This is a genomic window from Sphingobium limneticum, assembly GCF_008710165.1.
Lineage (GTDB): Bacteria > Pseudomonadota > Alphaproteobacteria > Sphingomonadales > Sphingomonadaceae > Sphingobium > Sphingobium limneticum.
The window spans coordinates 13,365-38,807 of sequence record NZ_VYQA01000018.1 but is presented as its reverse complement, the minus strand read 5'-3'; the positions used below and the strand labels follow the sequence as shown (position 1 = coordinate 38,807).

The 25,443-nt window shown below is 63.7% G+C and carries 33 protein-coding genes; 12 read left to right on the top strand and 21 right to left on the bottom strand.

Going from position 1 to position 25,443, the window contains the following annotated elements; translation table 11 throughout:
* Nucleotides 1-218: 218 nt before the first annotated feature.
* From F4U95_RS19510 to F4U95_RS19490, 5 genes are all read right to left on the bottom strand, one after another.
* Complete coding sequence (locus F4U95_RS19510) at nucleotides 219-1,154, bottom strand: ParB/RepB/Spo0J family partition protein (RefSeq protein ID WP_021243499.1); 936 nt, start codon at nucleotides 1,152-1,154, stop codon at nucleotides 219-221.
* On the bottom strand, nucleotides 1,154-1,918 hold the full coding sequence (locus F4U95_RS19505; protein ID WP_031290484.1) for a ParA family protein: 765 nt from the start codon (nucleotides 1,916-1,918) through the stop codon (nucleotides 1,154-1,156). Before F4U95_RS19505 ends, F4U95_RS19510 begins: the two co-directional genes overlap by 1 nt.
* A 13-nt stretch (nucleotides 1,919-1,931) precedes the next feature.
* On the bottom strand, nucleotides 1,932-2,111 hold the full coding sequence (locus tag F4U95_RS19500; protein WP_021243497.1) for a hypothetical protein: 180 nt from the start codon (nucleotides 2,109-2,111) through the stop codon (nucleotides 1,932-1,934).
* A 287-nt stretch (nucleotides 2,112-2,398) separates the two neighbouring features.
* Nucleotides 2,399-2,692, bottom strand: coding sequence for a DUF7673 family protein (locus F4U95_RS19495; RefSeq protein WP_021243496.1), 294 nt, complete (start codon nucleotides 2,690-2,692; stop codon nucleotides 2,399-2,401).
* A gap of 54 nt (nucleotides 2,693-2,746) precedes the next feature.
* Nucleotides 2,747-3,142: a DUF3768 domain-containing protein gene (locus tag F4U95_RS19490; RefSeq protein ID WP_021243495.1), complete on the bottom strand. Its 396-nt coding sequence runs from the start codon at nucleotides 3,140-3,142 to the stop codon at nucleotides 2,747-2,749.
* Between the two features lie 211 nt (nucleotides 3,143-3,353).
* Here F4U95_RS19490 and F4U95_RS24640 point away from each other — a divergent pair, with 211 nt between their 5' ends.
* Nucleotides 3,354-3,797 (top strand): hypothetical protein, encoded by a 444-nt coding sequence (locus F4U95_RS24640; protein WP_021243494.1) that lies wholly within the window; start codon nucleotides 3,354-3,356, stop codon nucleotides 3,795-3,797.
* A gap of 110 nt (nucleotides 3,798-3,907) precedes the next feature.
* Here the strand turns inward: F4U95_RS24640 and F4U95_RS19480 are convergent, their stop codons facing one another.
* Nucleotides 3,908-4,441: a hypothetical protein gene (locus tag F4U95_RS19480; protein ID WP_150426747.1), complete on the bottom strand. Its 534-nt coding sequence runs from the start codon at nucleotides 4,439-4,441 to the stop codon at nucleotides 3,908-3,910.
* 49 nt (nucleotides 4,442-4,490) lie between these two features.
* Nucleotides 4,491-4,655, bottom strand: a complete 165-nt coding sequence (locus F4U95_RS24840) for a hypothetical protein (RefSeq protein ID WP_021243491.1) — start codon at nucleotides 4,653-4,655, stop codon at nucleotides 4,491-4,493.
* 311 nt (nucleotides 4,656-4,966) lie between these two features.
* Here F4U95_RS24840 and F4U95_RS19475 point away from each other — a divergent pair, with 311 nt between their 5' ends.
* From F4U95_RS19475 to F4U95_RS19460, 4 genes are all read left to right on the top strand, one after another.
* Nucleotides 4,967-5,320, top strand: a complete 354-nt coding sequence (locus tag F4U95_RS19475; RefSeq protein ID WP_021243490.1) for a hypothetical protein — start codon at nucleotides 4,967-4,969, stop codon at nucleotides 5,318-5,320.
* Nucleotides 5,321-5,348: 28 nt separating this feature from the next.
* The gene (locus F4U95_RS19470; protein ID WP_081659626.1) at nucleotides 5,349-5,777 is read left to right on the top strand and encodes a thermonuclease family protein; all 429 of its coding nucleotides are present in this window, start codon (nucleotides 5,349-5,351) and stop codon (nucleotides 5,775-5,777) included.
* Nucleotides 5,778-5,882: 105 nt separating this feature from the next.
* On the top strand, nucleotides 5,883-6,542 hold the full coding sequence (locus tag F4U95_RS19465; RefSeq protein WP_150426746.1) for a DUF6088 family protein: 660 nt from the start codon (nucleotides 5,883-5,885) through the stop codon (nucleotides 6,540-6,542).
* Nucleotides 6,539-7,591 carry a nucleotidyl transferase AbiEii/AbiGii toxin family protein gene (locus tag F4U95_RS19460; RefSeq protein WP_246171653.1) on the top strand — a complete coding sequence of 351 codons (1,053 nt, stop codon included), beginning with the start codon at nucleotides 6,539-6,541 and terminating at the stop codon, nucleotides 7,589-7,591. Before F4U95_RS19465 ends, F4U95_RS19460 begins: the two co-directional genes overlap by 4 nt.
* A gap of 302 nt (nucleotides 7,592-7,893) precedes the next feature.
* Here the strand turns inward: F4U95_RS19460 and arsH are convergent, their stop codons facing one another.
* The 12 genes from arsH to F4U95_RS19400 form a co-directional block, all read right to left on the bottom strand.
* Nucleotides 7,894-8,673, bottom strand: a complete 780-nt coding sequence (gene arsH, locus F4U95_RS19455) for an arsenical resistance protein ArsH (protein WP_021243487.1) — start codon at nucleotides 8,671-8,673, stop codon at nucleotides 7,894-7,896.
* Nucleotides 8,670-9,737, bottom strand: coding sequence for an ACR3 family arsenite efflux transporter (arsB, locus tag F4U95_RS19450; RefSeq protein WP_150426745.1), 1,068 nt, complete (start codon nucleotides 9,735-9,737; stop codon nucleotides 8,670-8,672). The genes arsH and arsB overlap by 4 nt, the downstream gene beginning before the upstream one ends.
* Nucleotides 9,734-10,270, bottom strand: coding sequence for a GNAT family N-acetyltransferase (locus F4U95_RS19445; protein ID WP_150426744.1), 537 nt, complete (start codon nucleotides 10,268-10,270; stop codon nucleotides 9,734-9,736). The genes arsB and F4U95_RS19445 overlap by 4 nt, the downstream gene beginning before the upstream one ends.
* A 3-nt stretch (nucleotides 10,271-10,273) precedes the next feature.
* The gene (gene arsC / locus F4U95_RS19440; protein WP_149523984.1) at nucleotides 10,274-10,708 is read right to left on the bottom strand and encodes an arsenate reductase (glutaredoxin); all 435 of its coding nucleotides are present in this window, start codon (nucleotides 10,706-10,708) and stop codon (nucleotides 10,274-10,276) included.
* Complete coding sequence (locus F4U95_RS19435; RefSeq protein ID WP_150426743.1) at nucleotides 10,705-11,226, bottom strand: arsenate reductase ArsC; 522 nt, start codon at nucleotides 11,224-11,226, stop codon at nucleotides 10,705-10,707. The genes arsC and F4U95_RS19435 overlap by 4 nt, the downstream gene beginning before the upstream one ends.
* Before the next feature lie 11 nt (nucleotides 11,227-11,237).
* On the bottom strand, nucleotides 11,238-11,570 hold the full coding sequence (locus tag F4U95_RS19430) for an ArsR/SmtB family transcription factor (RefSeq protein ID WP_021243482.1): 333 nt from the start codon (nucleotides 11,568-11,570) through the stop codon (nucleotides 11,238-11,240).
* A gap of 101 nt (nucleotides 11,571-11,671) precedes the next feature.
* Complete coding sequence (locus tag F4U95_RS19425) at nucleotides 11,672-12,085, bottom strand: single-stranded DNA-binding protein (protein ID WP_150426742.1); 414 nt, start codon at nucleotides 12,083-12,085, stop codon at nucleotides 11,672-11,674.
* Between the two features lie 489 nt (nucleotides 12,086-12,574).
* The gene (locus F4U95_RS19420) at nucleotides 12,575-13,201 is read right to left on the bottom strand and encodes a hypothetical protein (protein ID WP_246171652.1); all 627 of its coding nucleotides are present in this window, start codon (nucleotides 13,199-13,201) and stop codon (nucleotides 12,575-12,577) included.
* 230 nt (nucleotides 13,202-13,431) lie between these two features.
* The gene (locus tag F4U95_RS19415; RefSeq protein WP_150426741.1) at nucleotides 13,432-14,379 is read right to left on the bottom strand and encodes a DUF2493 domain-containing protein; all 948 of its coding nucleotides are present in this window, start codon (nucleotides 14,377-14,379) and stop codon (nucleotides 13,432-13,434) included.
* 710 nt (nucleotides 14,380-15,089) lie between these two features.
* On the bottom strand, nucleotides 15,090-16,523 hold the full coding sequence (locus F4U95_RS19410; protein WP_120694179.1) for a YncE family protein: 1,434 nt from the start codon (nucleotides 16,521-16,523) through the stop codon (nucleotides 15,090-15,092).
* Entirely contained in the window at nucleotides 16,520-16,888 is a 369-nt protein-coding gene (copM, locus tag F4U95_RS19405; protein ID WP_120694178.1) for a CopM family metallochaperone, read from the bottom strand. Before copM ends, F4U95_RS19410 begins: the two co-directional genes overlap by 4 nt.
* A gap of 8 nt (nucleotides 16,889-16,896) precedes the next feature.
* Complete coding sequence (locus F4U95_RS19400) at nucleotides 16,897-17,376, bottom strand: hypothetical protein (protein ID WP_150426740.1); 480 nt, start codon at nucleotides 17,374-17,376, stop codon at nucleotides 16,897-16,899.
* Nucleotides 17,377-17,499: 123 nt separating this feature from the next.
* Here F4U95_RS19400 and F4U95_RS19395 point away from each other — a divergent pair, with 123 nt between their 5' ends.
* From F4U95_RS19395 to F4U95_RS25410, 7 genes are all read left to right on the top strand, one after another.
* Nucleotides 17,500-18,099 carry a uracil-DNA glycosylase gene (locus F4U95_RS19395; RefSeq protein ID WP_150426739.1) on the top strand — a complete coding sequence of 200 codons (600 nt, stop codon included), beginning with the start codon at nucleotides 17,500-17,502 and terminating at the stop codon, nucleotides 18,097-18,099.
* Between the two features lie 77 nt (nucleotides 18,100-18,176).
* On the top strand, nucleotides 18,177-19,046 hold the full coding sequence (locus tag F4U95_RS19390) for a LysR family transcriptional regulator (RefSeq protein ID WP_058455248.1): 870 nt from the start codon (nucleotides 18,177-18,179) through the stop codon (nucleotides 19,044-19,046).
* The gene (locus F4U95_RS19385) at nucleotides 19,043-20,197 is read left to right on the top strand and encodes a TDT family transporter (RefSeq protein WP_246171651.1); all 1,155 of its coding nucleotides are present in this window, start codon (nucleotides 19,043-19,045) and stop codon (nucleotides 20,195-20,197) included. The genes F4U95_RS19390 and F4U95_RS19385 overlap by 4 nt, the downstream gene beginning before the upstream one ends.
* A gap of 87 nt (nucleotides 20,198-20,284) precedes the next feature.
* Nucleotides 20,285-21,523, top strand: a complete 1,239-nt coding sequence (locus F4U95_RS19380; RefSeq protein ID WP_058455249.1) for a molybdopterin-dependent oxidoreductase — start codon at nucleotides 20,285-20,287, stop codon at nucleotides 21,521-21,523.
* A gap of 11 nt (nucleotides 21,524-21,534) precedes the next feature.
* Nucleotides 21,535-22,008: a c-type cytochrome gene (locus F4U95_RS19375; protein WP_058455250.1), complete on the top strand. Its 474-nt coding sequence runs from the start codon at nucleotides 21,535-21,537 to the stop codon at nucleotides 22,006-22,008.
* 47 nt (nucleotides 22,009-22,055) lie between these two features.
* Nucleotides 22,056-22,715: an MBL fold metallo-hydrolase gene (locus tag F4U95_RS19370; protein WP_058455251.1), complete on the top strand. Its 660-nt coding sequence runs from the start codon at nucleotides 22,056-22,058 to the stop codon at nucleotides 22,713-22,715.
* Nucleotides 22,712-23,161, top strand: coding sequence for a DUF202 domain-containing protein (locus F4U95_RS25410; RefSeq protein ID WP_058455252.1), 450 nt, complete (start codon nucleotides 22,712-22,714; stop codon nucleotides 23,159-23,161). Before F4U95_RS19370 ends, F4U95_RS25410 begins: the two co-directional genes overlap by 4 nt.
* Before the next feature lie 98 nt (nucleotides 23,162-23,259).
* Here the strand turns inward: F4U95_RS25410 and F4U95_RS19360 are convergent, their stop codons facing one another.
* Together F4U95_RS19360 and F4U95_RS19355 are read right to left on the bottom strand one after the other, a co-directional pair.
* A complete protein-coding gene (locus tag F4U95_RS19360; RefSeq protein ID WP_150426738.1) occupies nucleotides 23,260-24,033 on the bottom strand; it encodes an alpha/beta fold hydrolase in 774 nt (257 codons plus the stop codon).
* 432 nt (nucleotides 24,034-24,465) lie between these two features.
* Nucleotides 24,466-25,395: an ArdC family protein gene (locus F4U95_RS19355; RefSeq protein WP_225207650.1), complete on the bottom strand. Its 930-nt coding sequence runs from the start codon at nucleotides 25,393-25,395 to the stop codon at nucleotides 24,466-24,468.
* Nucleotides 25,396-25,443: the final 48 nt, after the last annotated feature.

The window sequence follows — 25,443 nt, the reverse complement described above, 5'->3', positions numbered from 1 at the left end:
AAGCAGACTCCGCCCGCCCTCTAGCCAGGGATCTCACCCGACCTGACATCTGCAAAAGAGCACAATATTTCCGAGTGATTCAATAAGCACGATCCGAGAAAATGAAGACAGCCGCGCCCCTGAAGAAGGGGGCGCGGCTGTCAAAATTGTCTGAAAAGCCCGATAGTTTCTACGCGGAGTGAGGGTTGAATGTGTGAGCGCCCCGCCCGGACGATGGCTTACCCCATAACGATGCCGGCAACGGGCGCTTCGATCTCCTCGCCGTCGTCGAACACCACCCGGACCAGCTCGGGCAGGATCAAACGTCCGGTCCGCCCGTCCAGGGTCACACGAACCGCATCAAGAGGCTGGGGCTCCAAAGACTTCTCCGTGCCGAACATCGATCGCAGGCCAGCACCAGCACGAACCGGCCTGCTTGGCGCAGCGCGCTCGGAGCCCTGCCCATTCGACAGGGCAGGCACGTCAAGCAACCCGGTATCAGGCAGAGCCTCGGATGCCTTGAGCCCCGCGATAAACCGGCCGCCCTCGGCCAGGGTCACGCTCTCATCGCCGAGCCGCTCGACATAGGCGCGCACCGCGTCGCCATGCGTGCGGGCAGCCCGGTGGAGGTCGTAGAGCAAGCGGATCGGCATCTGATCGATCGCTGCCCGCAGCCAGGGCGCCATGTCGGCACAAGCGGCATAGAGCGATACGAACTGCTTCGACCGGCCAAGCGCGCGGGCGATCTCCGCCTGGGTTACGCCGGCGGCCAGCATCCGTTCGATCCCGGTTGCCAGATCATGCGGGGTGAGGCCCGCGCGCTGATCATTCTCGACGATCTGATCGGCGAGCGTGTCGGCCCGGTTCACCACCGCCATCACGATGGCAGGAATAGTCTCGCGCCCGGCAAGGCGCGATGCCCGAAAGCGCCGCTCGCCGACGCGGATGACATGAAGTCCTTCGCCATTTTTCGGGGCGACGATGATCGGCTGCAGGACGCCGCGCGCGGCGATCGACGCGGCAAGATCCTTGAGCTCCGTCTCGTCGAACACGCGCCGAGGGTTTTCGGGGTCGGCGATGATCCAGTCGAGCGGCAGATCCTCGACGCGCCGCGCGCTGTCGTGGAGACCGACAAGCAGTCCGAACTCTTCGGCGCGCTGATCGAACTTGCCCATCACGCCGCACTCAGGCGACGGTCATCCATCCGGCGGACGATTTCGGCCAGGATCGGTCGGATTTCGTCAGCGGCCGCTTTCGCGCCGCTGCCGGTTTCGCGCCAGACCGGATGATGCTGTTCGGCCGAATGCTTGTAAGTCGGTCGCGCCTTGATGAAGGCGGGAAACATCAGTTTCTGGCCCACGGCGCGGGCGAGCTTGACCGCATTGTCCATTTCGCGCCGGTCGAACGGATTGACCATCGAGGGCAACAGCCCGAGAAAATCGACCTTGCGCCCGCCTCTCGCCCCTTCCGCTTTTTTGAGCGCGGTGAGCAGCATCTTGGCGCACTCGATCGAATCCTCGGCGACCTGGACCGGGGCGATCACCGCGTCGGCCACCGCCATCGCGCTCAAGGTCAGCTCATCCCATTTGGGACCGGTGTCGATGACGATATGATCGAAATGGGCGCCAAGCGCGGGAAACCGGCCCAGGAAGTCGCGGACATCCGCGGCCGCCTTGACCATCTGCAGGCGCGGATCGGCGGCGAAAACAGTGATGCCTGGCGCATCGGTCAGGTCGAGCCGCGCCTCGGGATCGAACAGATCCGCTGCAAACCACCCGGCCCGCTCGCCGGCGAGCCGACGGGTGGAACTACCCTGCGGATCGAGGTCGAGAAACGCGACCCGGTTGCCATCTCGCTCGGCAAGATACCAAGCGAGATGCGTCGCAAGAAATGTCTTGCCGACCCCGCCCTTGAGCAGGCTGACGACGATCGTTCGCATCGGCGCCGCGCCGTCAGGATTCATAGTCGTGCGGACCATCGCGCAGGTTGCGCTCATAATGCTCGCGCGACGACCAGTCGCCACCGCCGCCGATGCCGGGTCCGACATAACGGAACAGGTAAACGGTGATGACGAAGCAGACGAATGCGAACAGCAACGCATGGTCTGGATGACGCGAAAAATAGTCGGCCACGGCGGGTCTCCTTGGCATGTTCCAGGGAAACCGGTCGGTCCCCTCACCGCGCAGCGAAACGCGGCCGCTCTCGCCGCGCAGCCTCTCCTCTCGTGCCGGGGAGCAAGACCCGGTGGGCGTCAGACGGCACCGGCGATAGTCTGCTCAAGCAGACTTTTCGGCCATCCCCCCGGTCAGGGGGATAGCCGGCGTCACCATCGCTCGGTGAGACATTGTGCGCAGCCCGGCGGCAACGTCAGCGGGCTCGGTTGGCGCGACGCGATCAGCGCTCGCGGCTGACGCCTTGGTCAGTCGGCAGGCTCACGCAACCGCCACTGGTGGACCAGGGCGACGATCTTGTCCTCATAGCCGAGCTGGTCGGGATAGATCGCGCCGTGATGACCGCCCAGATAGACGAACACTACTGCCATGTCGGCCGCAACGGCGTGGTCGACGCCGAACAGGTCGGCGAGATCGAACCCGCCATTGTCTTGCGCATTCCACCAGGCGAGCAGGAAGTTTGCGGCGCGACGCGCTTGCCCCGTGTCCGAGGCGGCCAGATCGAAAAGCCGGTCGAGGGCTTGTATGACAGGCTCGCTCATCTGCGAATCCCTTTCGGTAAAAGGTGGCCCCGACAGGGTCGGGGCCATGATAGCTCAATATTCGTGGGTGAGAAGCAGCGTCAGCACGCGGGTGGTGACTTCGGGATCGGTCGGATCGGGCGATCCATAGGTCAGCGCCCGATCATAATAGTCGATCTTCCAATACAGGGCTTCGCCGGCAAGTTCGAAGCGCCCGAAATCACGCTCGCCATGGGGATCGACGTCGGGACCAAAGGCGTCATAGTCGCGCACGGTGCGCAACAGTTCGGCGCGGCGCTGGAACCCGCGGAACAAGCTAGTATCGCCGATCAGCTCGGCGACCCCGGCGGTCATGACCACCTGGTTGACGCCCGGGCTATGGATGGACTGGCGCAGGGCATCATTGAGCCGCGCGATAGTCGCGATGCGCTGGTCTGCGGATAGGACTTTGTCATTCTGGGGGTCGGCCATGACGTTCGACTTCCTGATCTGTGTCAGACCCCGCCGATCGGGGCCTTTCGACAGGCGACCGGACCGCCGGGGCATAGCGCGCCCGCGCACCCGCAGGGTCGCAACGGATGTGGAGAAGCCCGGCACGGGCTTGCGCTGGCAAGTGCCGCGGCGAGGACGCCAAGCCAGGAAGGGACGATCGGTGCAGCGGTGAGAGGGAAAATGGAACGGCATGGCCGACTTTTCGGACGTGCTGCTGGACGCGCAACCGAGGGCTTCGCTATCTATCGCCTCGATCATGACAGACACCGCCCGGATCATTGCCCTCTGGCCACGCTGGACATTGAGCGTGGGCGTGATGCAGCGGCTGCTGATCCAGGTTCGCACGCAGTGCCGCCGCTGCGGCGCCCTGATGCGCGCCGATCTGGACGATCTGGTCGCCCGCTATGGCGCAAGTGCGTCGCTGATCGATCGCCAGGAACGATGCCGCATGGTCGCGTGCGATGGCGCGACCTTCTACGTTGCCGCCCGGCGGCATGGCGAACCGTGGCGGATCCTGCTCGACGACGGGGCGCTGCGCGACGGCCTGAGCCTGTGCCCGCCAGCGCATCTCGCCCATGGGCGACCAGCCCCTTTCGCGAATGCCGCAGACCTGCTCGTTCCAGGGCGCCGTTGACGGCCTGCCCCACGGCAGGGATCGTGACCCGCATGGGCCGAGACCCGGCACGGGGCTCGGGGCGTTTCGCCTAGAGCCCGGTCCGGCGCAGCCGGAGCCGCCCTCCCCGCTCAAGCCCCCTTTGCATCACCCAGATCACCGAACAAGCGAAGCAATATCTCGTCCAAACTGGCGACCTTCTCGAATCTGGTTATCCGGACCTTGCGATGGTTCGGCCGCGCATTCTTCTGGCCGTCCGCAGTCCCCTTGCTATGTTTGGCGACGGCAAACGAAGTGATGTCCGGCAAAGGCTCGCCTGGCCCCGCGCCGAACCACAGATAATGGTCGAAGAGGAGATCCGGCGTCACCACGATCCAGATGACGCACCCGCTCGGCTTCTCCATCAGCTTGAGGCTGATCTTGACCTCATCGGTCTTGCCGCCGACGATTTTGGTCTTGAACTGGATATGGCGGGTCACGCGGCCGCGGGCCATGACCAGATCAAAGCCACCCGCGTCGAATTCGGAGCGCAGCACCTCGACATCGGTCACGCCCCGTTGCCACAGGCGGCGCAGCGCGTCCCCGACAAAGACATGCTCCACGATGCGCTCACGCAGGGTCGAGTGGATGAAATGCGGGCTCGCTTCCTCGGTAAGATCGTCCAATCAGCGCTCGCACAATAACGGCGGGGGCGAATGCCCCCGCCTGAAGGTTTCAACTGAACGGATCATATTCATTGATGACCGCGACGTCGCCATCGAACTCATCGGCGGTGATGACCGCGAACTGCGTGCCGATGCCGATAACCATGGTTGCGATCATGAGGGTTCTGGAGAGGCCGAGCGCGTGGAGGCGGGCGATCTTGATGTCGGTGAACATATCGAGGCTCCTTGCAAGCCGGCGGGTTCATCCCCGCTCGACTGGCGCCCGATGTGTTCGGCCGGTGGCCGCGATCACTTTTTGCCGCAGGCCAAAAAGCCGTAGCGCAAGCGACCGGACCCTTTACGGGTTGATTGCATGAGGCTGCCGGCCGGACCAAGGATTGCGCCTCAAAGAGCGGGGTGGACCCGCCTGACGCCAGGATTTGGGCTTCGCGCCGACCCTTCTAGTATGTCTCCAAGGTCGGCCCTTGCGCAGATCGCGCGGTCTTGCGCAGGATGCTGGAGAGTTCATCCATCAAATAGGGTTTGTTGAGCAGCGCGAACCCGCAGGCGCCTTCGTCGGCCCGGACATGGCTACAGGCGCTTGAAGATGATCCGCAGGCCGGGATAGAGGGCGACCTCTTGCTGTTTGTTCTTTTTTTGTTCTATGCTTCGCTTATGCTCCGAGTCGATGAAGATAGCCTGACCCTCCATCTTGAGGTGTCGCTCGCAACCGCCGAACCGGCACTGGTAACGGATATTCGCTGCGGTGACGCAGCCGTACGGCGGCGTGCGGTGGCGCAGCTTGCCCGGCATCTGGCAGTGCGTTTGCGCTGCTATGATATTCTCGCCGACGAGCCCGCCGCAAGGACGGGTACATTGCCGCTGTTCCCCGACGCATGACGAACGCCCCGTCCCGATCCCATCGCTGATGCTCACGGCCCTGCTTCTCGCTGTCGCGACCGTACCCGCCGGGCAGACTTTCATCTGTACGCCCACCAGGGTGTGGGACGGCGATGGACCGGTGTGGTGCCGGGAGGGACCACGGATTCGACTTGGCGGAATAGCGGCACGCGAGATCGGCGGCTCCTGCCGACGCGGTCAACCCTGCCCGCGCGCCAGCGGCGTCGCCGCGCGGGACGCGCTGGTCCGATTGCTTGGCGGCGCCAAAGGCAGAACCGGCACCGGCCATATCCTTGTCGCCGGCCCTAGGCTCCAATGTCGGTCAACCGGCAACGCGAAAGGAGATCGCACCGGTGCCTGGTGCTCTGCGCCGGGGATCGGCGACCTGAGTTGCGCCATGATCGCGACTGGCACGGTGCTGCGGTGGCGACGCTATGCGGCGGGCCATTGCCGCTGAGCGGACGCGGAGGGCGATAGCGGAATAAAGCTGTCCGAAATCTGTCTACAAGCTTCGGACAGGTCTAATTTACATTTGTCCGAAATTCGTATAGGGATTTCGGACATGGCCGATGATACTCCCGACCTCAAAGCCGCCATTCTTCAGCGGATCGACGCGCGTGCACCCAAAGCGGTGTGGACGCCGGGGGACTTTCTCGACCTTGGCAGCCGCGATGCCGTCGACAAGACGCTCCAACGCCTGGTCGCCGCTGACATGCTCCGCCGTATCGACCGCGGCCTTTACGACAAGCCCGGGCGCAATAGCCTGACCCAGCAAAGTAGCCCACCAGATCCCCGCGAGGTCATCGACGCGATCGCCCGACGCGATCAGATCCGGGTGCTGGTCGACGGCATGACCGCCGCCAATGATCTGGGCCTCACCAACGCGGTCCCGGCCAGGATCGTCGTCCATACCGATGCGCGGCTGAAGACGATCCATCTCGGCCATCTCACGATCAGCTTCCGCCTGACCGCCGCCAGCAAGCTCTTCTGGGCGGGGCGGCCCGCGATGCGGATCGTCCAGGCCCTTCACTGGCTGCGCGATACGATGGGAAGCGACCCACAAGACGATGCCACGGTCCACCGACGGATCATGGCGCTGCTGCAGGACGCCCGACAGAGCAAATCCGTGCGCGACGATCTGGCCGATGGCCTGTCGACACTGCCGGCATGGATGCAGGCATATTTGAAGCCGATGCTGGCCAGTCGGGCGTCGGCCGCATGATGAACCCTGACTATGACCGCATCATCAGCGCTGACGACGACACCCGTCTCGGCCTGTTCACGACGACCGCGCAGCGCATCGGCACCACGCCCCAGAATGTCGAAAAGGATTTCTGGGTTTGCTGGACGCTCGACGCCCTGTTCAACGGATTGCCGCATGGTCCCCGCCTGCTGTTCAAGGGTGGCACCTCGCTGTCGAAGGGCTTCGGGCTCATCCGGCGCTTCTCCGAGGATATCGACGTCACCGTCTTTCGCGACGATCTGGGGCAGACCGCCTCGATCACCGAACTGGAGGCGATGAGCGGAAAGAAGCGGCAAGCCGCGCTCGACGCGATCCGCGAGGCCTGCGAGGCGCATATCCAGGGACCGCTGCACGACCAGCTCGCCACGCTCGTTGGCGAAGCCGCAGACCGCCTGGGCATAGCCGCCGAGCAATGGCGCGTCGAACCGGACCCCGAGGATGCGCAGGCGCTCTATCTACGCTATCCCTCGGTCACGCCTGTCGACGCCTACGTCGGCAAGGCCGTGAAGATCGAGTCCGGCGCGAAGTCTGCGCTCGACCCCCACGCAGTACATACGGTCCGGCCCTATCTCGAAAGCGACGTGCCGGGGATCGATCTTGCCATCACCAATATCACGATCGTCGATGCGGAGCGGACCTTCTGGGACAAGGTGGTCATCCTCCACGGCCTGCGGCGCTGGTTCGAGATCCGCGGCGTCCTGCGCGGCAACGGGCAGCGTGTGTCGCGCCATTATTATGACCTCCATGAGCTGCTGCAATCCGATGCGGGCAAACGCGCGCTGGCTGATCCGGCGCTTGGACGCGATTGCGTGGCGCATGCCAGGCTGTTCTTCAACCGGCCCGCCTTCGACCTCGCGACTGCCGTGCCAGGAAGTTTCGCGCTGTGCCCCGAGGGCGACATGGTCGATGATTTGCGCGGTGACTATCGCGCGATGACGGGCATGATCTTCGGCGCGGCGCCCGCATTCGACGATGTTGTCGAAAGCATTGCTGCGCTGCAGAACGCCCTGAACGCATCGGCATCCTGACCGAATTCCATACGAGCGCCAAGCCGCCGACAGCTATGACCAGGCCAACGCCCGTGATCAGCGCCGCACGCCAATAGACAGCTTCGATATGAGCGCAGAAGCCAAAGAAAGTGCCGCCCACAATCGCTGCAGCGGCGACAAGCCGTGCAGCGAGATCGGCCCCAGTCAGAAAAGCACTGCCAGGTGTGGCCCACAGCAATAGGACCGCCCCCATTCCCACAAATAGAATGCCGATGATGCCCAAAAGCACTTGGCTGACCAGTCGTAGGACAGGGGCTGAAGGTCTGCCGCATGCCAACGGCTCATCCCCGTACGGTTTGGGGCGCGATTGCGATCGACGAGAGATCGTTCGATGGGTCTACAGGAATGCCCGCTTCGCTCCGTTCGGAATAGCGATCGACGAGTTGATCGGCATGCGGCCGCAGCAGGACGGTAAAGCGTACAAGCTCCTCGACCACATCGACGATGCGATCATAATAGCTCGACGGCTTCATGCGGCCGTCATCGTCAAATTCGGCGAACGCCTTAGCCACGCTCGACTGGTTGGGGATCGTGAACATCCTCATCCACCGGCCAAGGATGCGCAGTGTGTTGACGCTGTTGAAGGATTGCGAACCCGCGCTGACCTGCATCACAGCCAGGGTCCGCCCCTGCGTCGGGCGCATGCCCTTATACGCCAGAGGCAGATGGTCGATCTGGGCCTTCATGATACCGGTGATCTGCCCGTGCCGTTCCGGGCTGCACCAGATCTGCCCTTCCGACCACAAGGAATGCGCCCGTAGTTCGGCAACGGCCGGGTGGTCGTCCCCTTCGACCTGGTCGGGAAGCGGCAGATCAGAAGGATCGAATATCCGCGTTTCACATCCGAAAAACTGGAGAAGCCGCGCAGATTCCTCCACCACAAGCCGAGAGTAGGATCGCTTCCGCAAGCTGCCATAGAGGAGAAGAATGCGTGGCGGCGGATCGTTCGGGCCGAGACCAAGCGCGGGCCTCCGGCGGGCAAAGGCCATCTTCAGAGCCGGCAGATAATCCGGCTCGGATAGCTGGCGCAGGCGCTCAAAGGCCATGATGTCCTCGCTCATCGGCCTTGCTCGGGCACGGTATCGGGAAACCAGCGGCGACCGAACCAGAAGGCGACATTCACCAGCAGGATCAGCACTGGCACTTCCACCAGTGGGCCGATGACGGCTGCGAAAGCGACCGGGGACGCCAGCCCGAAAGCGGCGATCGCGACGGCAATGGCCAGTTCGAAATTATTGCCGGCAGCCGTGAAAGCCACCGCCGTCGTGCGTGGATAATCGCTGGCGATCAGCTTGCCCATGAAGAAGCTGATCGAGAACTGGACAACGAAATAGATCGTCAGCGGGATGGCGATGCGGACGGCATCCCCCGGGAGCGTGACGATCTCGCTGCCCTTCAGGCTGAACATGGCAACGATCGTGAACAGGAGGGCGATGAGCGTGACCGGACCGATCTTCGGGAGGAATACGCCCTCGTACCAGTCGCGCCCTTTGGCCGCGACGAGACCCTTCCGGGTCAGATATCCCGCGAGGAAAGGGATACCGAGGTAGACCGCGACCGCTTGCGCGATGATCAAGAAACTGACGTTGATGACGCTGCCCTGCAGCCCGAACAAGGGCGGCAGGAAGGCGAGGAAGAACCAGGCATAGAGACTGAAGAACAGGATCTGGAAGATCGAATTGAACGCCACCAGCGCCGCGACATATTGATTGTCGCCCTTGGCAAGCTGGTTCCAGACGATGACCATCGCGATGCATCGGGCCAGCCCGATCAAGATGAGACCCGTCATATAAGCTGGCTCGGCGCGCAGGAAGATGACGGCCAGAAGGAACATCAGCACCGGGCCGATGATCCAGTTCTGGACAAGCGATATTGCCAGCACCCGCTTGTCCTCGAAGACGCGCGGCAGCTCCTCGTAGCGAACCTTGGCCAGCGGTGGATACATCATCAGGATGAGGCCGATCGCGATCGGTATATTCGTGGTGCCCCAGGACAGGCCGTTGATCGCGGCAGGTAGACCCTCGATGCTCGTGCCAAGGCCTACGCCCAGGGCCATCGCCAGAAAAATCCACAAGGTGAGATAGCGATCGAGAAAGGATAGCCGTGGTTGACGGGTCTGGGTCATTGCGGTTCCTTGAGCGGTGGAGCGGCGTCACCGACGCCCAGCGCGATTTGCATGTAGACAGTGTCGAGCCAGCGTCCGAACTTGCGTCCCACCGACCGCATCGTGCCGGCATGTTCGAAGCCGAGCTTGGCATGGAGGGCGACCGATGCCGCTTCACCTCCGCCGATGACGGCAATCATCTGGCGAAATCCTGCCACCTCGGCCTGTGCCAGCAGAGCAGCAAGCAGCGCCTTTCCGACACCTCGGCGCTGATGCCCAGGATCGATATAAATCGAGTTCTCACAGCTCGATGCATAGGCAGGCCGATCGCGAAACTGCGTGGCATAGGCATAGCCGACAACATGGCCGCCCTGCTGGGCGGCGAGGAACGGCCAGCCTTTCGCCAAGCATGCATCAATCTTTGCTTCGGTCTCCATCACCGAGCGCGGGCTGGTATCGAAGCTGGCGGTGCCCTCCCGGACATGATGGGCGTAGATGGCGGCGATCGCCGGCGCGTCGGCGAGGACCGCCGGCCGGACCGTGAACGCTGCCATCGTTCAGCCTGCCGTGACGCGGTTGCCGGCAGCGTCGACGACCTGCTCGCCGTCTTCCTTGGCGAAAGCACCGCGTTGGGCCGCGGGGATGAGTTCCAGCACCGCTTCGGAAGGGCGGCAGAGCTTGACGCCGAGCGGCGAGACCACGAGCGGACGGTTGATGAGGATGGGATGGGCCATCATTGCGTCGATCAGCGCCGCATCGGAAAGACCTTCATCGCCCAGGCCGAGGTCCGCAAAGGGCGTGCCCTTCTCGCGCAACAAGGCGCGCGCGCCGATCCCGGCGCGTGCGATCAGGCTTTCCAACTGACTGCGTGAAGGCGGCGTCTTAAGATATTCGACCACATGCGGTTCGATCCCGGCGTTGCGGATCATCGCGAGCGCATTGCGCGACGTCCCGCATTCGGGATTGTGGTAGATGATGATGTCCACGGTCATTCACTCGCCTCCGCCTTGGCGCTCGCGCCTTCGCCCTGTCCGATGTCCTTGAGCTTGCGCCGCATCGCCATGTCATCGAGGCTCGAGATCGGGAGCGCCAGAAACAGCGCAATGCGATTCTGCAAATAGCGCAGGGCCTGCAGGAAGGCCTCGCGTTGCCCCTCGCCCTCGATCGCGGCAGGGTCTTCAATGCCCCAATGCGCTGTCATGGGATGGCCGATCCATACCGGACAGGTCTCTCCGGCTGCATTGTCGCAGACCGTGAAGATGAAATCGAACTGCGGCGCACCGGAACCGGCAAATTCATCCCAGCTCTTGGACCGCATATCGGTGGTATCGAAGCCGAGCCCCTGAAGCACCGACAATGCCATTGGGTGGACCTGCCCCTTTGGCTGGCTGCCGGCGCTATAGGCTCTGAAACGCCCCTCGCCGAGCTTGTTCATGACCGCTTCGCCAAGGATGGAACGCGCCGAGTTTCCGGTACACAGGAACAGGACATTATAAATACGGTCGGGCATACAGGGCTCCATCAGCAGCAGGGAACAAGCTCGGCGATCAGCGGCTCGCACAGTTCCGCCCTGCCCCCGCAGCAATCCTTGACCAGGAACAGGGTCAGCGCCTTGAGCTGATCGAGGTCGGCGCGGTAGATGATCTGGCGACTGTGGCGCTCGGCACGGATCAGGCCCGCACGCGCAAGCCCGGCCAGATGCGACGACATCGTATTCTGGGGGATATTGAGCTGGCGGGCGACTTCGCCCGCGGCCAGGCCATCGGGCTCGTGACGGACCAGCAAGCGAAACGCATCTAGGCGAGTGCCTTGGGCAAGCGCCGCCAGTGCGCTGATAGCAGAATCATTGTCCATATATCGATAATATTGGATATATGGATTTCTGACAAGCCCCGCAGAAGAATGCCGACACAGCAAAAGGCCCGGTGGTTGCTGCCACCGGGCCTTCGCGGGTTTCAGAAGGGAATTTCGTCGTCATCGACCGAGCTGTCATTGCCGCCCTGGTCGCCACTGCCGGGCTTGGCGCGGGTGAGGAAGGTCACCTCGTCGGCGATGATCTCGACGCCGTACCGCTCGATATTCTCGTTGTCGGTCCAGCGGGTGTAGTGGATGCGGCCGCGCACCATCACCTTCATCCCCTTGTCGACATATTGTTCGACGGTCTTGCCGACGCCGTTGAAGCAGGTGATCCGGTGCCATTCGGTATCTTCGATCCGCCGGCCATTGTCGTCCTTGACGATCTTGCCGTTGCTGTCGCGCTTGGGCCGCGAGGTCGCGAGGCTGAAGTGGGTGATCTTGGTGCCGCCCTGGGTGGTGCGGGCTTCCGGCGTGGCGCCGACATTGCCGGCGAGGATGACGAGGTTCTGCATGTCGAGGTTCCTTTTTTGGGTGCCGAAGGGACCGTCCCTTCGACTGACCCCCGAAAAAGGCGGGCATGGGCGGTGCTTCCACCGGAGCGCGTAAGCCGCGCAGGGGAACCCCGACACAAGGGGTGGTGCGGGCAGCCGTGGCACACGGCAACTCGGCCCGAAGGGGAGCGGGTTGGAAGGACCGAACGACCGACTTAGGGATCAGGTCAAAAAGAAGGGATGGTGGCTTTGGTTCTATGAACCCAGGAACCGATGCAGAAACCTTGCCCTATCGCCGCGGCATGTCCCCGCCAGGCAGAGACCCCACAACCGGCCGTCAGCGCTTTTCTCACCTTGGACTGTCGTCCGCAGCGAAGCGTCGGCAACTCTCACGGCAACAGACATAATGGCCGTCTGACGCACGGTAAACCGCAGGCCCACCCATCCCGGCTTCATAGGATTGGCGAGCGCCCTTTCGATCCCCGCACAGGATGAGGCAGTGGTGCGCCGTCACGCGATCTGCACCCTGATCACGGCAAGGAGACGGTCGACGCAGTTAGAGGCGTCGGCCACATCGAAGGGTGACGCTCCGGCCCGGAACAAGGCGTCGATCTGGTGGCGGCGATAGGCCGGCGAAAGGATCGCTGCGAGTTCCGGCAATTCCGGAGGCAGGCCCGACAGGCCCGCCTCCATCGCAAGCGCCAGGGCCTTTTCGAGGTCATGCCGAATATGGACACGGTTCCAGTCGTCGGCATAGCCGGCCTTCATCAGAAAGGCTTTGAGGCCGAGTTCGATCGCGATCGCCAGCGAATGTGCGGCACTCGCGGGGGCGATCTTCACGCTACCTTCCGCACCGTGGGCAAATCCCACAGCATTCGCCATAAAAGTGGCAACCAGCGCCGGATCGGCGATCCCGGCGAAACGGCGCGCGGCATCGTCGAGCGTTGCGGCAGGAAGCCCGATCAACCAGCGCGGTCCTGCGATATTGCGCAGATGGCGCAGATGGGCCGAACCCGGTTCATCGGTGTCGGTGCCGGCCGACCAGCGTAGCAGCAGCGCGGCCTTCCAGCAGCGCCCATGACGCTGCCGGAACGCCAGCAGAGCGCGCAGTTCCTCATCATGCAAATCGCGCATCATCATCTCTCTCTAGTTCGTGGTAAGGCGACAGCCGGCGCAGCGTCGGCAACGCGGATGGCTGATGGGCTCTGAACCGCGTCCCGGCCGCCAACACGGCCGACCGGTTCCAGTGCTGCTCAGCGACACCAAAAGCGGCCTCGGCGCCCTCCCCTCTCGCCTGCGGAAATTTCCAGGGGACGACGGTAAGCGCAGCGAAAAAAAGGCCGCCGGAAAACCGGCGGCCCGCGGCTTCAGCCCGCAGCGCGACGGGCAGCTGAAGGAGGGCTTCCTAATGGGCCGCGGCGATCAACGACACGCAGTCCCCGAGCCTTGGCTTCGATGACAAGCCGCTCCGTCACGCCGTTGCCCTGGAAGGCGACCACGAACCGCGGCTTGAGCGAGAGCATCTGCTCGTTGCGACGGAAGCCCGCGCGATCCCCGAGTTTCCGGTCGAGACCGAACCGCACCTGCTGGATGCCATTCTGCTCGGCCCAGGACGCTGCAAGACGCTCGATACCTTTCATATCGCCGCCGTGTACGAGATACATGTCGCCGACATGGGCGCGAACCTTGTTGAGGGTGGCCAGCAGGTTATCGGCGAACGTCTTCATATCTTCGTCGTTGGCGAAGGTGAGGCGGCCACCGGCGAACACAACGGGCGTACCCTGCGCGGTGTTGGCGTTCAGAGCCCGCTCGCGGCGCGCTCGCAGGAAGGCATGGCCATCGACGATCCCGGCGGTGACCCCGAGCGAGATGCGGTTGCCGGACGATGGCACCCACGATCTCCCGGTCTCCCGGATATAGTGCGCGGCCGCGACATCGCGCATGATCTCGAAGGCACCAGCGGATTCCTCGACCTTCTTGGCGAGATCGATCTTCTCCTCAAGATTGGCCGTGCCGATTTCGGAGCCGTCCTGTTCGGCGAGGAGAAGGCGGATGTCGTCGGTCAATCGATCGACCAGTCCGTGTTTCTTGGCGGCGGCGCGGTGGAAGAGGTTCACCAGGCCCCAGCCCAGGTCTTCGATGTCACGCTCCAGCGCGGTGTTTCCCATCGTCGTGAAGAGATCGCTCCAGATTGCGGTGACGGTCTGCTCCAGCGCCTCGGTTGGTGGCGGCGCCATACCACTGAGGTCTTCAGCGCGGGGTTCGAGGTGCCCTAGCTCCAGTGCCGCGAGTGCGGCTGCAAGCGATGTGGACATGATAGCGAGCCTTTCTGTCTGTGCCGGCGGCCTCTCCGCCGGATGCGCATCCTCCGGGCGCTCGCAAAAGAGGGGCTGGCACCGAGGCACAGCCGAGGGAAACTCGCGAACAAGGGGTGGTGCGGGCAGCCGTGGCACACGGCAACTCGGCCCGCCGTTCGCGGGTTGCCAGCGCCTCGCGGGCGCCCATATGCGGCATCCTCTGGCGGGGAGGTGTCGACACCGACCGGTTTCGCTTTGCCCTCAGCTTCTGCCGTCGATTCGGAACGGGGTACCTCCAATTCCGCCGCTGCGAGATGCGACAGCACCGCCGCGTAGCTGCCGAGACCGCGCACCGTTTCCGCCGAGATCAGGATTTCGTCATCGTCCGAGGCGCTGAAACGCCGAACGGTCGTGCCGTCAAAAACCACCCGCTCCGGGCCGAACGCCCCGGGAGCGCCGCCAGCCCAGCGCGCGAATACAAGGGCATGATCGACACAGAAAGTCTCGATCGCCTCGAACCGGCCCAAGGCAACATCATGGACGGCCAGGGTAAGCGTCCGGATCCCCTGGACAGGCAAAATCTGGGACAAAGCCGTCGTTAGCAGGTCAGACGGCGTCCGTCGGCTTTCGGTAAACGCGGACGTTCGATGAGCTTCCCTTCAGAGACGTGGGAGCCAAAGAGCAAGAAACGCCGCTGCGTTCAATTCGTAGCCAGCAGCGCGCGGGCTTCAATGGGCTTGTTTCTGCACTACCGCGCCCTGCGAATCCGGATCACCTGTACGAATGACCAAATAACGACGCTCGGCCGGGGCAGCATCCGCGACAATCTGGCGGATCGGCCCGACGGCGTTGACGATGGCGGCGCCGGCCGGATTGGTCATGAATTTGGCAAGAGGTTGAATCGCACCCGTCCCGTCTGCTTTGGTCGCCAGTCCAAGCGTGAACGGTTGCTTTGACGGCAGGCCCGCGACGGCGGCCTGCAGGATCTGGACCTGCCCCTGATCGAACAAAGTGACCTGGCTCTGGCCCTGGCCTGACAGGGTCAACTGGACCTTGCCGCTGGCCATATCGAGCGGGACCAGATTGGCCATGCCGTCGCCCGAAGGCACCGCGCCCGGCACATAGGCGACGCCCTGCGGCCCCTGACCGATAGGGATGGTCGTGAGCAGGCGGTTGGTCGCAGTATCGATGACCGCAACGCCGTCGCCATTCTCCAGCCCAACATAGATGCGGGTGCCGTCGCCCGAAGGCCATAACCCGTGCGGCAGCGCGCCGACCGGGACGGCGGCGACCTGCTCGAAAGTATCGGTCCGGAACACCTTGACGATATTCTGCGTGCCGACCGTCACATAGGCGAACTGTCCGCGCGACGTGCGGGCGATGTTGACGTGATTGGTGATGGCGCCGGTGTCGATCGTCTTAAGGACAGCGAACGGCGGCTTGGCATCGAACACCATCACCTTGCCGACATCTTTGAGCGTCAGCCAGACCTGCCTGCCATCGGGGGTCGCGGCGATGTCGGGGCAGAAGGGGCTAGCTTGGGCGACACGTCCGACAATCTTCTTGGCTTTGGTGTCGATTACGACCGTCTCGGGCGAGAAGCTCGAGCAAACGTACCCGTATTTGCCGTCGGGCGAGAAGATCGTCATGCCCGGGCCGTTCGGGACGGTGATGCGCGTGGCAGGTTCGAACGTCTTGCCATCGAGCACCTGGATATAGTCCTCGCCGCGAACGCTGACCCAGACCTCGCGCCCGTCGGGACGGAAGAACGCCTCGTGCGGCGAGCGGCCGACATAGGCGGTGTGCTTGACCGCGTTGGTGGCCGTATCGATGAAGGTCACCGAGTTCGACCCGATCGAGATCACCGCCAGCGTCCTGCCATCGGGTGAGAAGCCCATGCCGTGGACCAGAAGCTGACCCTTGTAGAGTGGGCTCAGATTGGCGGGCGTCAGATCGCCGAGCTTGATGACGCCGAGCAGCCGGTTGGTTGACGGGTCGATGACCGATACCGTGTTGGAAAACTGGTCCGAAGTATAGAAGCGGTCCTGCGAACTGATCGGCCGGTCGGGCGTCGCATTGGGCACCTGCTGCGCGGATGCGGTGTTTGCAAGCAGGCCGAGGGCGGACATGGCGAACGCCGTCTTGAGGTGATTCATAATCATTTTCCGTCTCCCTGATGCTGGTGAGGCACACTCGGCGGTGCGCCCTTCTCGGCAAGGATCGCCTGCATGACCTCGATCTCCTGACGCTGTTCAACGATGATGCCCTGCGCGAGACGGCGCAGGCGTTCGTCCTTGCCGTAGCGCAGCTGCGCCTGTGCCATCTCGATCGCGCCCTGGTGATGCGGGATCATCATCGCCGCGAAGTCGCGGTCCGGATCGCCGGACGGCGCGACCATCATCTCATGGTGCATCTGCTCCATCGCGGCGGCCATGTCGGTGGCGAAGTCCTGCGGCGCCGCTGCGAGCGCGCCTGCAGATGCCGCGAGGCCGAGGCCGGCAAGACCCAGTATCAGTTTCAAGCGCATGCCCCTTCTCATGATAGTCTCGCGATAACGCCTATGATGGCAGCCAGTGTCATCATCGCCGCCGGCAGCAGGAATATTTGCATCGTCGCCTCGCGGCCGCTGATCGTCCCGGCGAGGATTTCGACCGTACCGTTCAAGAATTCGCCGAAGCTACGCTGCCGCTCGCCCGGCACCGGACTGTCGGCAAGCAGGATGCCGCCCACGATCAGCGAGAAGTAGATGACCATGAACAGGGTCACCATCACCAGTACGCTGGCGGCATAGGCATCGCGTGCAAAGAAGGTCCAGAAGGACGCCACCATCATCGCGTAGAAGCCGACCAACGCGACCAGCACATGCGGATGCACGCCGCGATTGGCGACGCCGGGCGCCGGACGCTCCAGCTCCGCATAGGGATCGTCGGGCCGGACCAGCCGTAATGCTGGCTTGGCCGCCGGCTCGACCTGTGCCTCGGCCTGAAACTCGGTCTGCTTGATGCGCGTTGCCATGTCGGATCTCCGGATCGACAGCGCTGCGAAATGAAGCGTCGCTGTTCCTGTGATCAAGATGACGGCTCACCAGTCATCGATCCAACCGATGATATTTGTCGTTCCGATCACGAATGGAGATGAATGGCCTGGCTCGACGAACCCGACCTGATCAAGCGACGGCGGCAGTCCTTGGCGGATACACATGTCGCACAGCTCGAATGCTGGCGCGAAGGGCTGTTGGCCGACGGCAGACCTGTGCCGCATTTCGACCCGGCGGACGGCGGGATCGACGCCCGGCTGCTGTTGCTTCTCGAAACCCCGGGTCCCGGGCCTGAGCGCACGCGCTTCGTGTCGCGCGACAATCCGTCCGGGACCGCCCGCAATCTGCGGCGCTATCTCGACGAGGCCGGCATCGACCGGTCCGATTGTGTGCTCTGGAACACCGTGCCTTGGATCATGCATCCACCCGGCGCCCGCAATCGCACCGTGCGCAAAGCCGAGATCGATGCCGGGCTGGCCACGCTTCCCGGGCTTCTCGCGCTGCTGCCCAAGCTGAAAGTCTGCTTGCTGGCCGGCCGGGTGGCGACCAAGGCCGGACAACTCGTGTCGGCGTATGATGCTTCGATCAAGATCATCCCGATGCCGCACCCCAGCCCGGCCAACGTCTGTACAAGTCCGCAGGTTGGGGATCGCCTTCGCGCGGCATTCAGCGAAACAGCGGCCCTGCTCGACCAATCGTAAATGACGATTGGAACGATCCAATCAACAAGTTGGAACGATTGATCGCGCCGGTCTATTGATCCCTGCAGGAGATCGATATGACCCTCGAACAACTTCGTATTTTCGTTGGCGTCGCCGAGCGCGAGCATATGACCCGCGCCGCCGAGGCACTCAACGTCACCCAGTCGGCGGCGAGTGCCGCCATCGCCGCGCTCGAAGCGCGCCACGACGTGCCGCTCTTTCACCGGGTCGGGCGCGGCATTGAGCTCACCGAGGCCGGCCGCATGTTTCTGGACGAGGCGCGCGCCGTCCTTGGCCGGGCCGCGAGCGCCGAACTGGCGCTGTCGGAGTTCGGTGGTCTCAAGCGCGGTACGCTGCGGATCGTCGCGAGTCAGACCATCGCCAGCTACTGGCTGCCTGCGCGCCTCGCTGAATTTCATCGCCGCCATCCGCTGATCGGCATCGAACTGGTGATCGAAAACACCGACGGTGCTGCTGCGCAGGTGCTCGACGGCACGGCCGAACTGGGCTTTGTCGAAGGTTCGGTCGACCAGCCGGCACTTGCGCACTGGAAGGTCGCCGAGGACCGGATGCTACTGGTCGGCGCAGAGCGAACCAGGAATGTTGATGAAAACTGGATCCGCGAGGCCAACTGGATCGTGCGCGAACAGGGATCGGGCACGCGCTCGACCTTCGAGGAAGTGCTGCGCCATCGCGGCATCGATCCCGCTGACCTGCGCATCGGCATGACCCTGCCGTCCAACGAAGCGGTTCGTTCGGCGGTCGAGGCCGGCGCCGGGGTGGCGGTGCTGTCCGAGCTGGTCGTCCGCCGTGCGCTCTTGGCCGGGCATCTCCAAGATCTTGGCCTCGGACTGCCGGCGCGTCCGTTCGAAGCGCTGCGGCACAAGGAGCGCTTTCGCACCAGGGCAGCCGATGCGCTGACCGATCTCGTGAAGGAGCTTGGATGATGACCGGCGATCTCAAGCCCGTGCTCGACGGCCTGCGACCGCTCTCGCGGCTCGATCATCCCCGCGAGATGATCCGCCAGTTCACGCCCAACTGGTTCGCCGCGACCATGGGCACCGGCATCCTCGCACTGGCGCTTCCGCAGGTGCCGGGCATCGGCCCGACGCTGAAGCCGGTCGGCGAGGTGCTTTGGTTCTTCAATATCGCGCTCTTCGCGCTCTTCACCGGTATCTATTCTGCGCGCTGGATCCTGTTCGGCCATGAGGCGCGGCGGATCTTCGGCCATAACACGGTGTCGATGTTCATCGGCACCATCCCGATGGGCCTCGCCACGATCATCAACGGCTGCCTCGCCTTTGGGATCGCCCGGTTCGGCGACGGCATCGTCGGTGTAGCGCATGTCTTGTGGTGGATCGACGTTGCGATGGCGGTGACCTGCGGTGTCGTCATTCCCTATTTCATGTTCACTCGCCACGAGCACAGCCTAGATGGCATGACTGCAGTCTGGCTACTTCCAGTCGTCGCGGCCGAGGTCGCGGCGGCGAGCGGCGGCCTGCTCGCGCCGCATCTCGCCGATCCGCATGCTCAGTTCGTGACGCTGCTCACTTCCTATGTGCTCTGGGCCTATTCGGTGCCGGTCGCCTTCAGTATCCTCGCGCTGCTCATCCTGCGCATGGCACTGCACAAGCTGCCGCACGAGGGCATGGCCGCGTCGAGCTGGCTCGCGCTCGGCCCGATCGGCACCGGTGCGCTGGGCATGCTGGTGCTGGGCGGCGACGCGCCCGCCATCCTTTCCGCACACGGCCTCGCGTCGATCGCCGGCGTGGCACAGGGCCTCGGCAGCATCGCCGGGCTGCTGCTCTGGGGCTTTGGGCTGTGGTGGCTGGCGCTCGCGATGCTGATCACCTGGCGCTACTGGCGCGCTGGCATCCCGTTCAACCTCGGCTGGTGGGGCTATACCTTCCCGCTCGGCGTCTACACGGTCGCAACCTTCCGCCTCGGTACGACCTTCGACCTCGCCTTCTTCGGGATCGTCGGGACGGTGCTCACCCTTGCCCTCGCCATGATGTGGGTGGTGGTCGCCGCCAAGACGCTGACCGGCGCATGGAAGGGGCATCTCTTCGTATCGCCCTGCATCGCCACACCCAACTGATCGCCTGAGGCGATCAAAATCGAAAATCCGATCGCTTGGCTCGACGAGCCGGGTCGGCCACGTTCGCCCGAAGAAGGGAATGCTATCATGGACAAGCTCGACACCTGGCTCGCCGCGCAAAGCAGTCGTCGCCGTTTCCTCGGCCAGGCCGCACTGGGCGGTGCCGCGCTCGCCGCAGGCCCAGCGCTCGCACAGAGCCTTGTCGATCTCCATCTGCCAGGTGGCAATGCCGGACGGCCGATGACCAGCGCCTTTCCCGGCAAAGGCAGCATGATCCTCCAGCGCATGCACCCGCCGCTGCTCGAGACCCCGATGGAGGTGTTTGACCGCGACGTGTTCACTCCCAACGACCAGTTTTTCGTGCGCTGGCACTGGGCCGATATCCCGACGTCGATCGATGTCGATACCTTTCGGCTCACCGTTCGAGGCCACGTCAACCGGCCGCTATCGATCAGCCTTGCGCAGCTGCTCCGCCTGCCGCGCGTCGAGATGGCCGCGGTCAATCAGTGCTCGGGCAACAGCCGCGGCCTGTTCCAGCCGCGTGTGCCCGGCGCACAATGGGGCAATGGTGCGATGGGCAATGCCAAATGGCTCGGCGTGCGGCTGCGCGACATCCTCGATTTTGCCGGCGTGAAGCCGGGCGCGGTGCAGGTGCGTTTCGGCGCGCTCGACCAGCCCGTCGTCGCCGGCGCGCCGGATTTCGAGAAGGCGCTCGACATCGATCACGCCCACGACGGCGAGGTGATGATCGCCTTCGGCATGAACGGTGAGCAGTTGCCCTTGCTCAACGGCTTTCCCTGCCGGCTGATCGTGCCGGGCTGGTATTCGACCTACTGGGTCAAGATGCTCAACGACATCGAGGTGCTGCCCGGCCCCGACGACGAATATTGGATGGCCAAGGCTTACAAAATCCCGGCGACGCCTGGCGCCAATGTGAAGCCCGGTGCCAAGGACTTCCCGACCGTCCCGATCAACCGGATGATCCCGCGCTCCTGGGTAACGAGCCTCGGCGAAGGACAGGCCATTGCCTTTGACCAGACGATACCACTCGGTGGCATCGCGATGGGCGGCGATTGCGGGGTCGCCAAGGTGGATGTCTCCACCGACGGCGGGCGTACCTGGTATCACACCCGCCTCGGTCCCGATCACGGCAAATACAGCTTCCGCCGCTGGGACACGCAGGTGCCGCTGCCGGCGCGCGGAAATGTGCGGCTGATGTCGCGCTGCTGGAACACGGCCGGGGTCGCGCAGCCGATGGCGCCGATCTGGAACCCGGGCGGGTTCATGCGCGGCAATATCGAAACCACCAACATCACTGCGTCCTGAGGAGAGCCGAGATGAAAGTCCCTTCGATCGGCACGCTCTCGTTCGGCGCAGTCGGCCTTGCTGCCCTCGTACTAATCGCGATCGGCCCGCCCGGCAGCCGTGTAGCCCCGCCACCTCCGGCTCCCAGCGGGCCGGCGCCATCGAGTGTCGCGTTTGGAGGCTTCACACTCACATCGGACGCGGTCGACCTGCCGCTCGACGACCAGCAATATCCTGACGGACCGCACGCCGACGTGATCAATGCGAACTGCACCTCGTGCCATTCGGCCAGCATGGCGCTGACCCAGCCCGCGCTCACGGCCGACCAGTGGAAGGCGACGGTCACCAAGATGAAGGAGGTCTATAAGGCACCGGTCTCGGAAAAGGATATCCCGGCGATCGTCGACTATCTGACGGCGCTGAGCGCGAAGCAGGGCAGCGCGGCGCCGGCCGGCAAGGAATCCGGAAGTCAGGGCGCTCCCGACGCGTCGGGCGGGACTGGCTGAGTGACTTATCGCCGCGCGCCGCGTTGCTTGAATGAAGGAGGCGCCCGATGCGTATCGAGAAATTTGTGCATAGCTGCCTGCGGCTGACGCTCGACGGCAAGCGGCTGCTGTTCGACCCGGGCAAATTCTCGTTCGTCGATGGGCGCGTCGATCCTCGCGACCTCAGCGACGTGGATTTCATCCTATTTACGCACGGCCATCCCGATCATTTCGACTGCGAGGCGCTACGCACCATCGTCGGCGATGGCGAACCGCGGATATTCGGAGGCAACAAGGTCGCAGCCACGTTACGCAGCCAGGGCTTCACCGTCAGCGAGGTCGGAGAGGAAGGGCTCGACCTTGGACCATTCACGGTCCGTGCCCTGCCGGTGCGCCATGAGCCGATCCTCGCCGAAGAAATCCCGGCCGTTCTGGCATTCGTCGTCAATGATCGCCTTCTCAATCCCGGCGATAGCTTTGATGAACGGCTCCACCAATTTGCTGGAATTGAGGCGCTGGCGCTGCCGGTGATGGCGCCGTTCCTGACCGAGATCGGCGCCTACGAGTTCGCCAGCTCCATGCGTCCAAGCCATGTGCTCCCGGTCCACGATGGCTATGCCCGCGACTGGTTCCTGACGCAGCGCTACGATACCTATGAGCCCTATTTCGAGAAGGCTGGCATAACCTTCCACCGGCTCCAGCAGCCCGGTGACGGGTTCGACCTGTGACCGACGACACCCCGCCGGACCCGGCAAAGCCCGCCCACGCGGCCAAGCAGTTGGTCAAGAGCGCCGACAAGCTCGCGACCAGCGCCGAGCAGCAGACCAACAGCGCCGATCGCCGCACAGTACTTGCTGCGGATCGGACCGTCCTCGCGGCCGAACGGACCTATGCCGCCTGGGTGCGAACCGGGCTCGCTGCTTTGGCAGCCGGCATCGGTGCTCGCGCCTTGCTCGACAAGCTGGTGCCCGACTGGATGATCGCGGGCACCGGCTCGGTTCTGGTCCTATTCAGCGCCCTGTGCTTTATCGCCGCGATCTGGCGCGAGTTCGCACCGGGTGTGCCGCCGCCCAAGCCCGACACGGCGAAGCTACCCGGCTGGCTATTGATCCTCGTCAACGGATTCCTGGTCATGGTGTCGATCGCAGCGCTGATCGGGCTCTGGCTCGCCTGATCGCGGCGTCGTCAGCTGTAGTACCGGATGCGCGCTCGGCGCAGGATCTTGTCTTCGAGTGAGTAATAGAGCCAGATACCGTGTGCGACGAAGGTGCACTACTGGATTGCGGCAAATATTACTGCAACTGTCTCGTCAGGCTGGTCCAACATTGGAAAATGCCCGCTTGCCTTGAACCAGTGCAGCTCGGCGGAAGGAAAGGCGGCCTTTGCACGCGCCGCTTGTCTTGGCAGGCATAAGCGATCGCGGCGACCCCAACCGATTACGATCCGCCGAGACGGATCGGCTGCTGGACCAATTTGCTCAGGCCCGCTGGCGAGATCATTCACCAGAGCATCGAATGTTGACGTGGCGCTTAAGCTTTCAAGCTCGGTCGCGACAACCGTCGGGTCGAGCGCCCAAGGGCGAGCCGACAGCTGCGCTAACAGCGCCGTGCGTGACGCTGCGTTCTTGCTTAGCGTTGGCAGCATAGGCCGGATTGCCCGAACCAACCGCCCCGAGACTCCGATGGTAACTTTGAAGAATGTGCGCTCCCAGCCGCGCCAGAAGCCGCCAGGATCGAGGGCCACGACGTTGCCGACCCGGCCACGCCGCGCAAGCTCCAGCGCAATCCGCGCACCCATTGAGCTACCGACGACATCGATTCCTTCAAGTCTGCGTTCCGCGATGTAACGCTCGACGCTGCCAACGAGGCCATCGAAGGTCCCGCTATCCTGGCCAGCTGGACTTGCGCCGTGTCCGGGAAGGTCAACCACGATAAGCGACCGCTCGGCACTGAGGGCGTCCATGACGGTGCTCCACGACTTCCAGCTTCCGCCGAGACCGTGAATTAGTAGCAGCTGGCGGCCAGAACCGCGTCGAATCTCATGCATTCAGCAAAACTCCGATTGGTTACCCTGAACCATCGGCATCGGGCTTTGGGGCCGGCGACCGCGCCATCGAATTGATTATACGAATAAGTCAGTTGGGTCATCGCGCGACCGACCGCTTCTGGGTTAGGTGATCGCGGCGTCGAATGACCGCTATTGAGGCGCGTTGCCGCCCGGCAGCTTGATGTCCGCCGAACGGCGGGTCTTGGCACAATCCGACGTTTCCGCACCTCCCGACGAACGGCGTATGGGTGAGCCGCCGGCAAAGTAGGCTCGGCGCTCTGTCGCCTATCGTTCGAATCGAGACTGATCGCGTCGGCGAGGCGAATGAGTGTTACTGCCGCTTCGCGAATTGCGCTCGACGAAGTCACCAGATTGCGAATCAGGAGAAGGACGGACGGTAGCCACCGGGGTCGGGGCAGGCGATCGCCGCGATCATGCTGCTTCACGGATTTGTTCCTTGGCGTCGTCCGACGTGGCGAGGCCAGTTGCGCGGAGCAGAAAGGCGGCGGCCGCTTCGGCTTTTGCCGCAGCCGTCATGATGGCGCGGGAATCCTTGCGCAGCACCGCGAGCCACGAGCCGATATACGCTGCATGATCGTCGATATGGGCGGTCGGGAGGCCAAGATCCGCGCCGAGCAGGGCAGATGTCATCTCGGCGCAAAGCTCTTCGAAAGCATAGGCGTTGTCGCCTAATTTCCTGCCGAACTCACGGTTGAGCCGGTCAGGATGGCCGGTCCAATGCCCTGCCTCATGCGCTAACGTCGAAGCGAAATAGGCACGGGTGGAAAACAACGCCACGGGCGGCATCGTGATGCTGTCGGCAACACGGTCGTAGAAGGCCCGATCGCCGCACTGGTGAACCCTCGCCGGAAGGGCATCGAGGAAGCGCTCTGCGCGATCCGGCAGTTCGTCGTCAGGCGCGACCACGCTGAGGGGGCTTAGATAAAACTTCTCCGGCAGCCCGTCGATCTGATCGGCATTGAAGACGGCGTAGGATCGCAGCACGCGTCGCATTTCGTCCGTGGTGTCGCCGGTGACGGGCGACTCCACGGTTTTGCTGTACGATTTGTAGAAGATCGCGATTTGCGACCGCTCGCCTTCGCGGACCTGGCCGCCCAGTGCCTGTGACTGTTTATACGTCATCCAGGTACGAGAATGGTAGCCGGCGCATTCGGCGCAGAGCCACAGCCAGAAGCAATTGATGCCCTTATACGCGTCGCCGGTCGCGCGAAGGGGACGCCCGCCGAGGCCAGGTCGCCACGGTTTCACCCAAGGGCGTACGCCCGCTTCGAGTTTGTCGATGATCGCGTTGGTGATGGTGTCGGCAGGCGACGGTTTATCGGTGGTCTTGGCCACGGTCATTCTCCTGATCTGGTAGAGGCGAGCCCGGACCAGCACCCTCCCCTCACA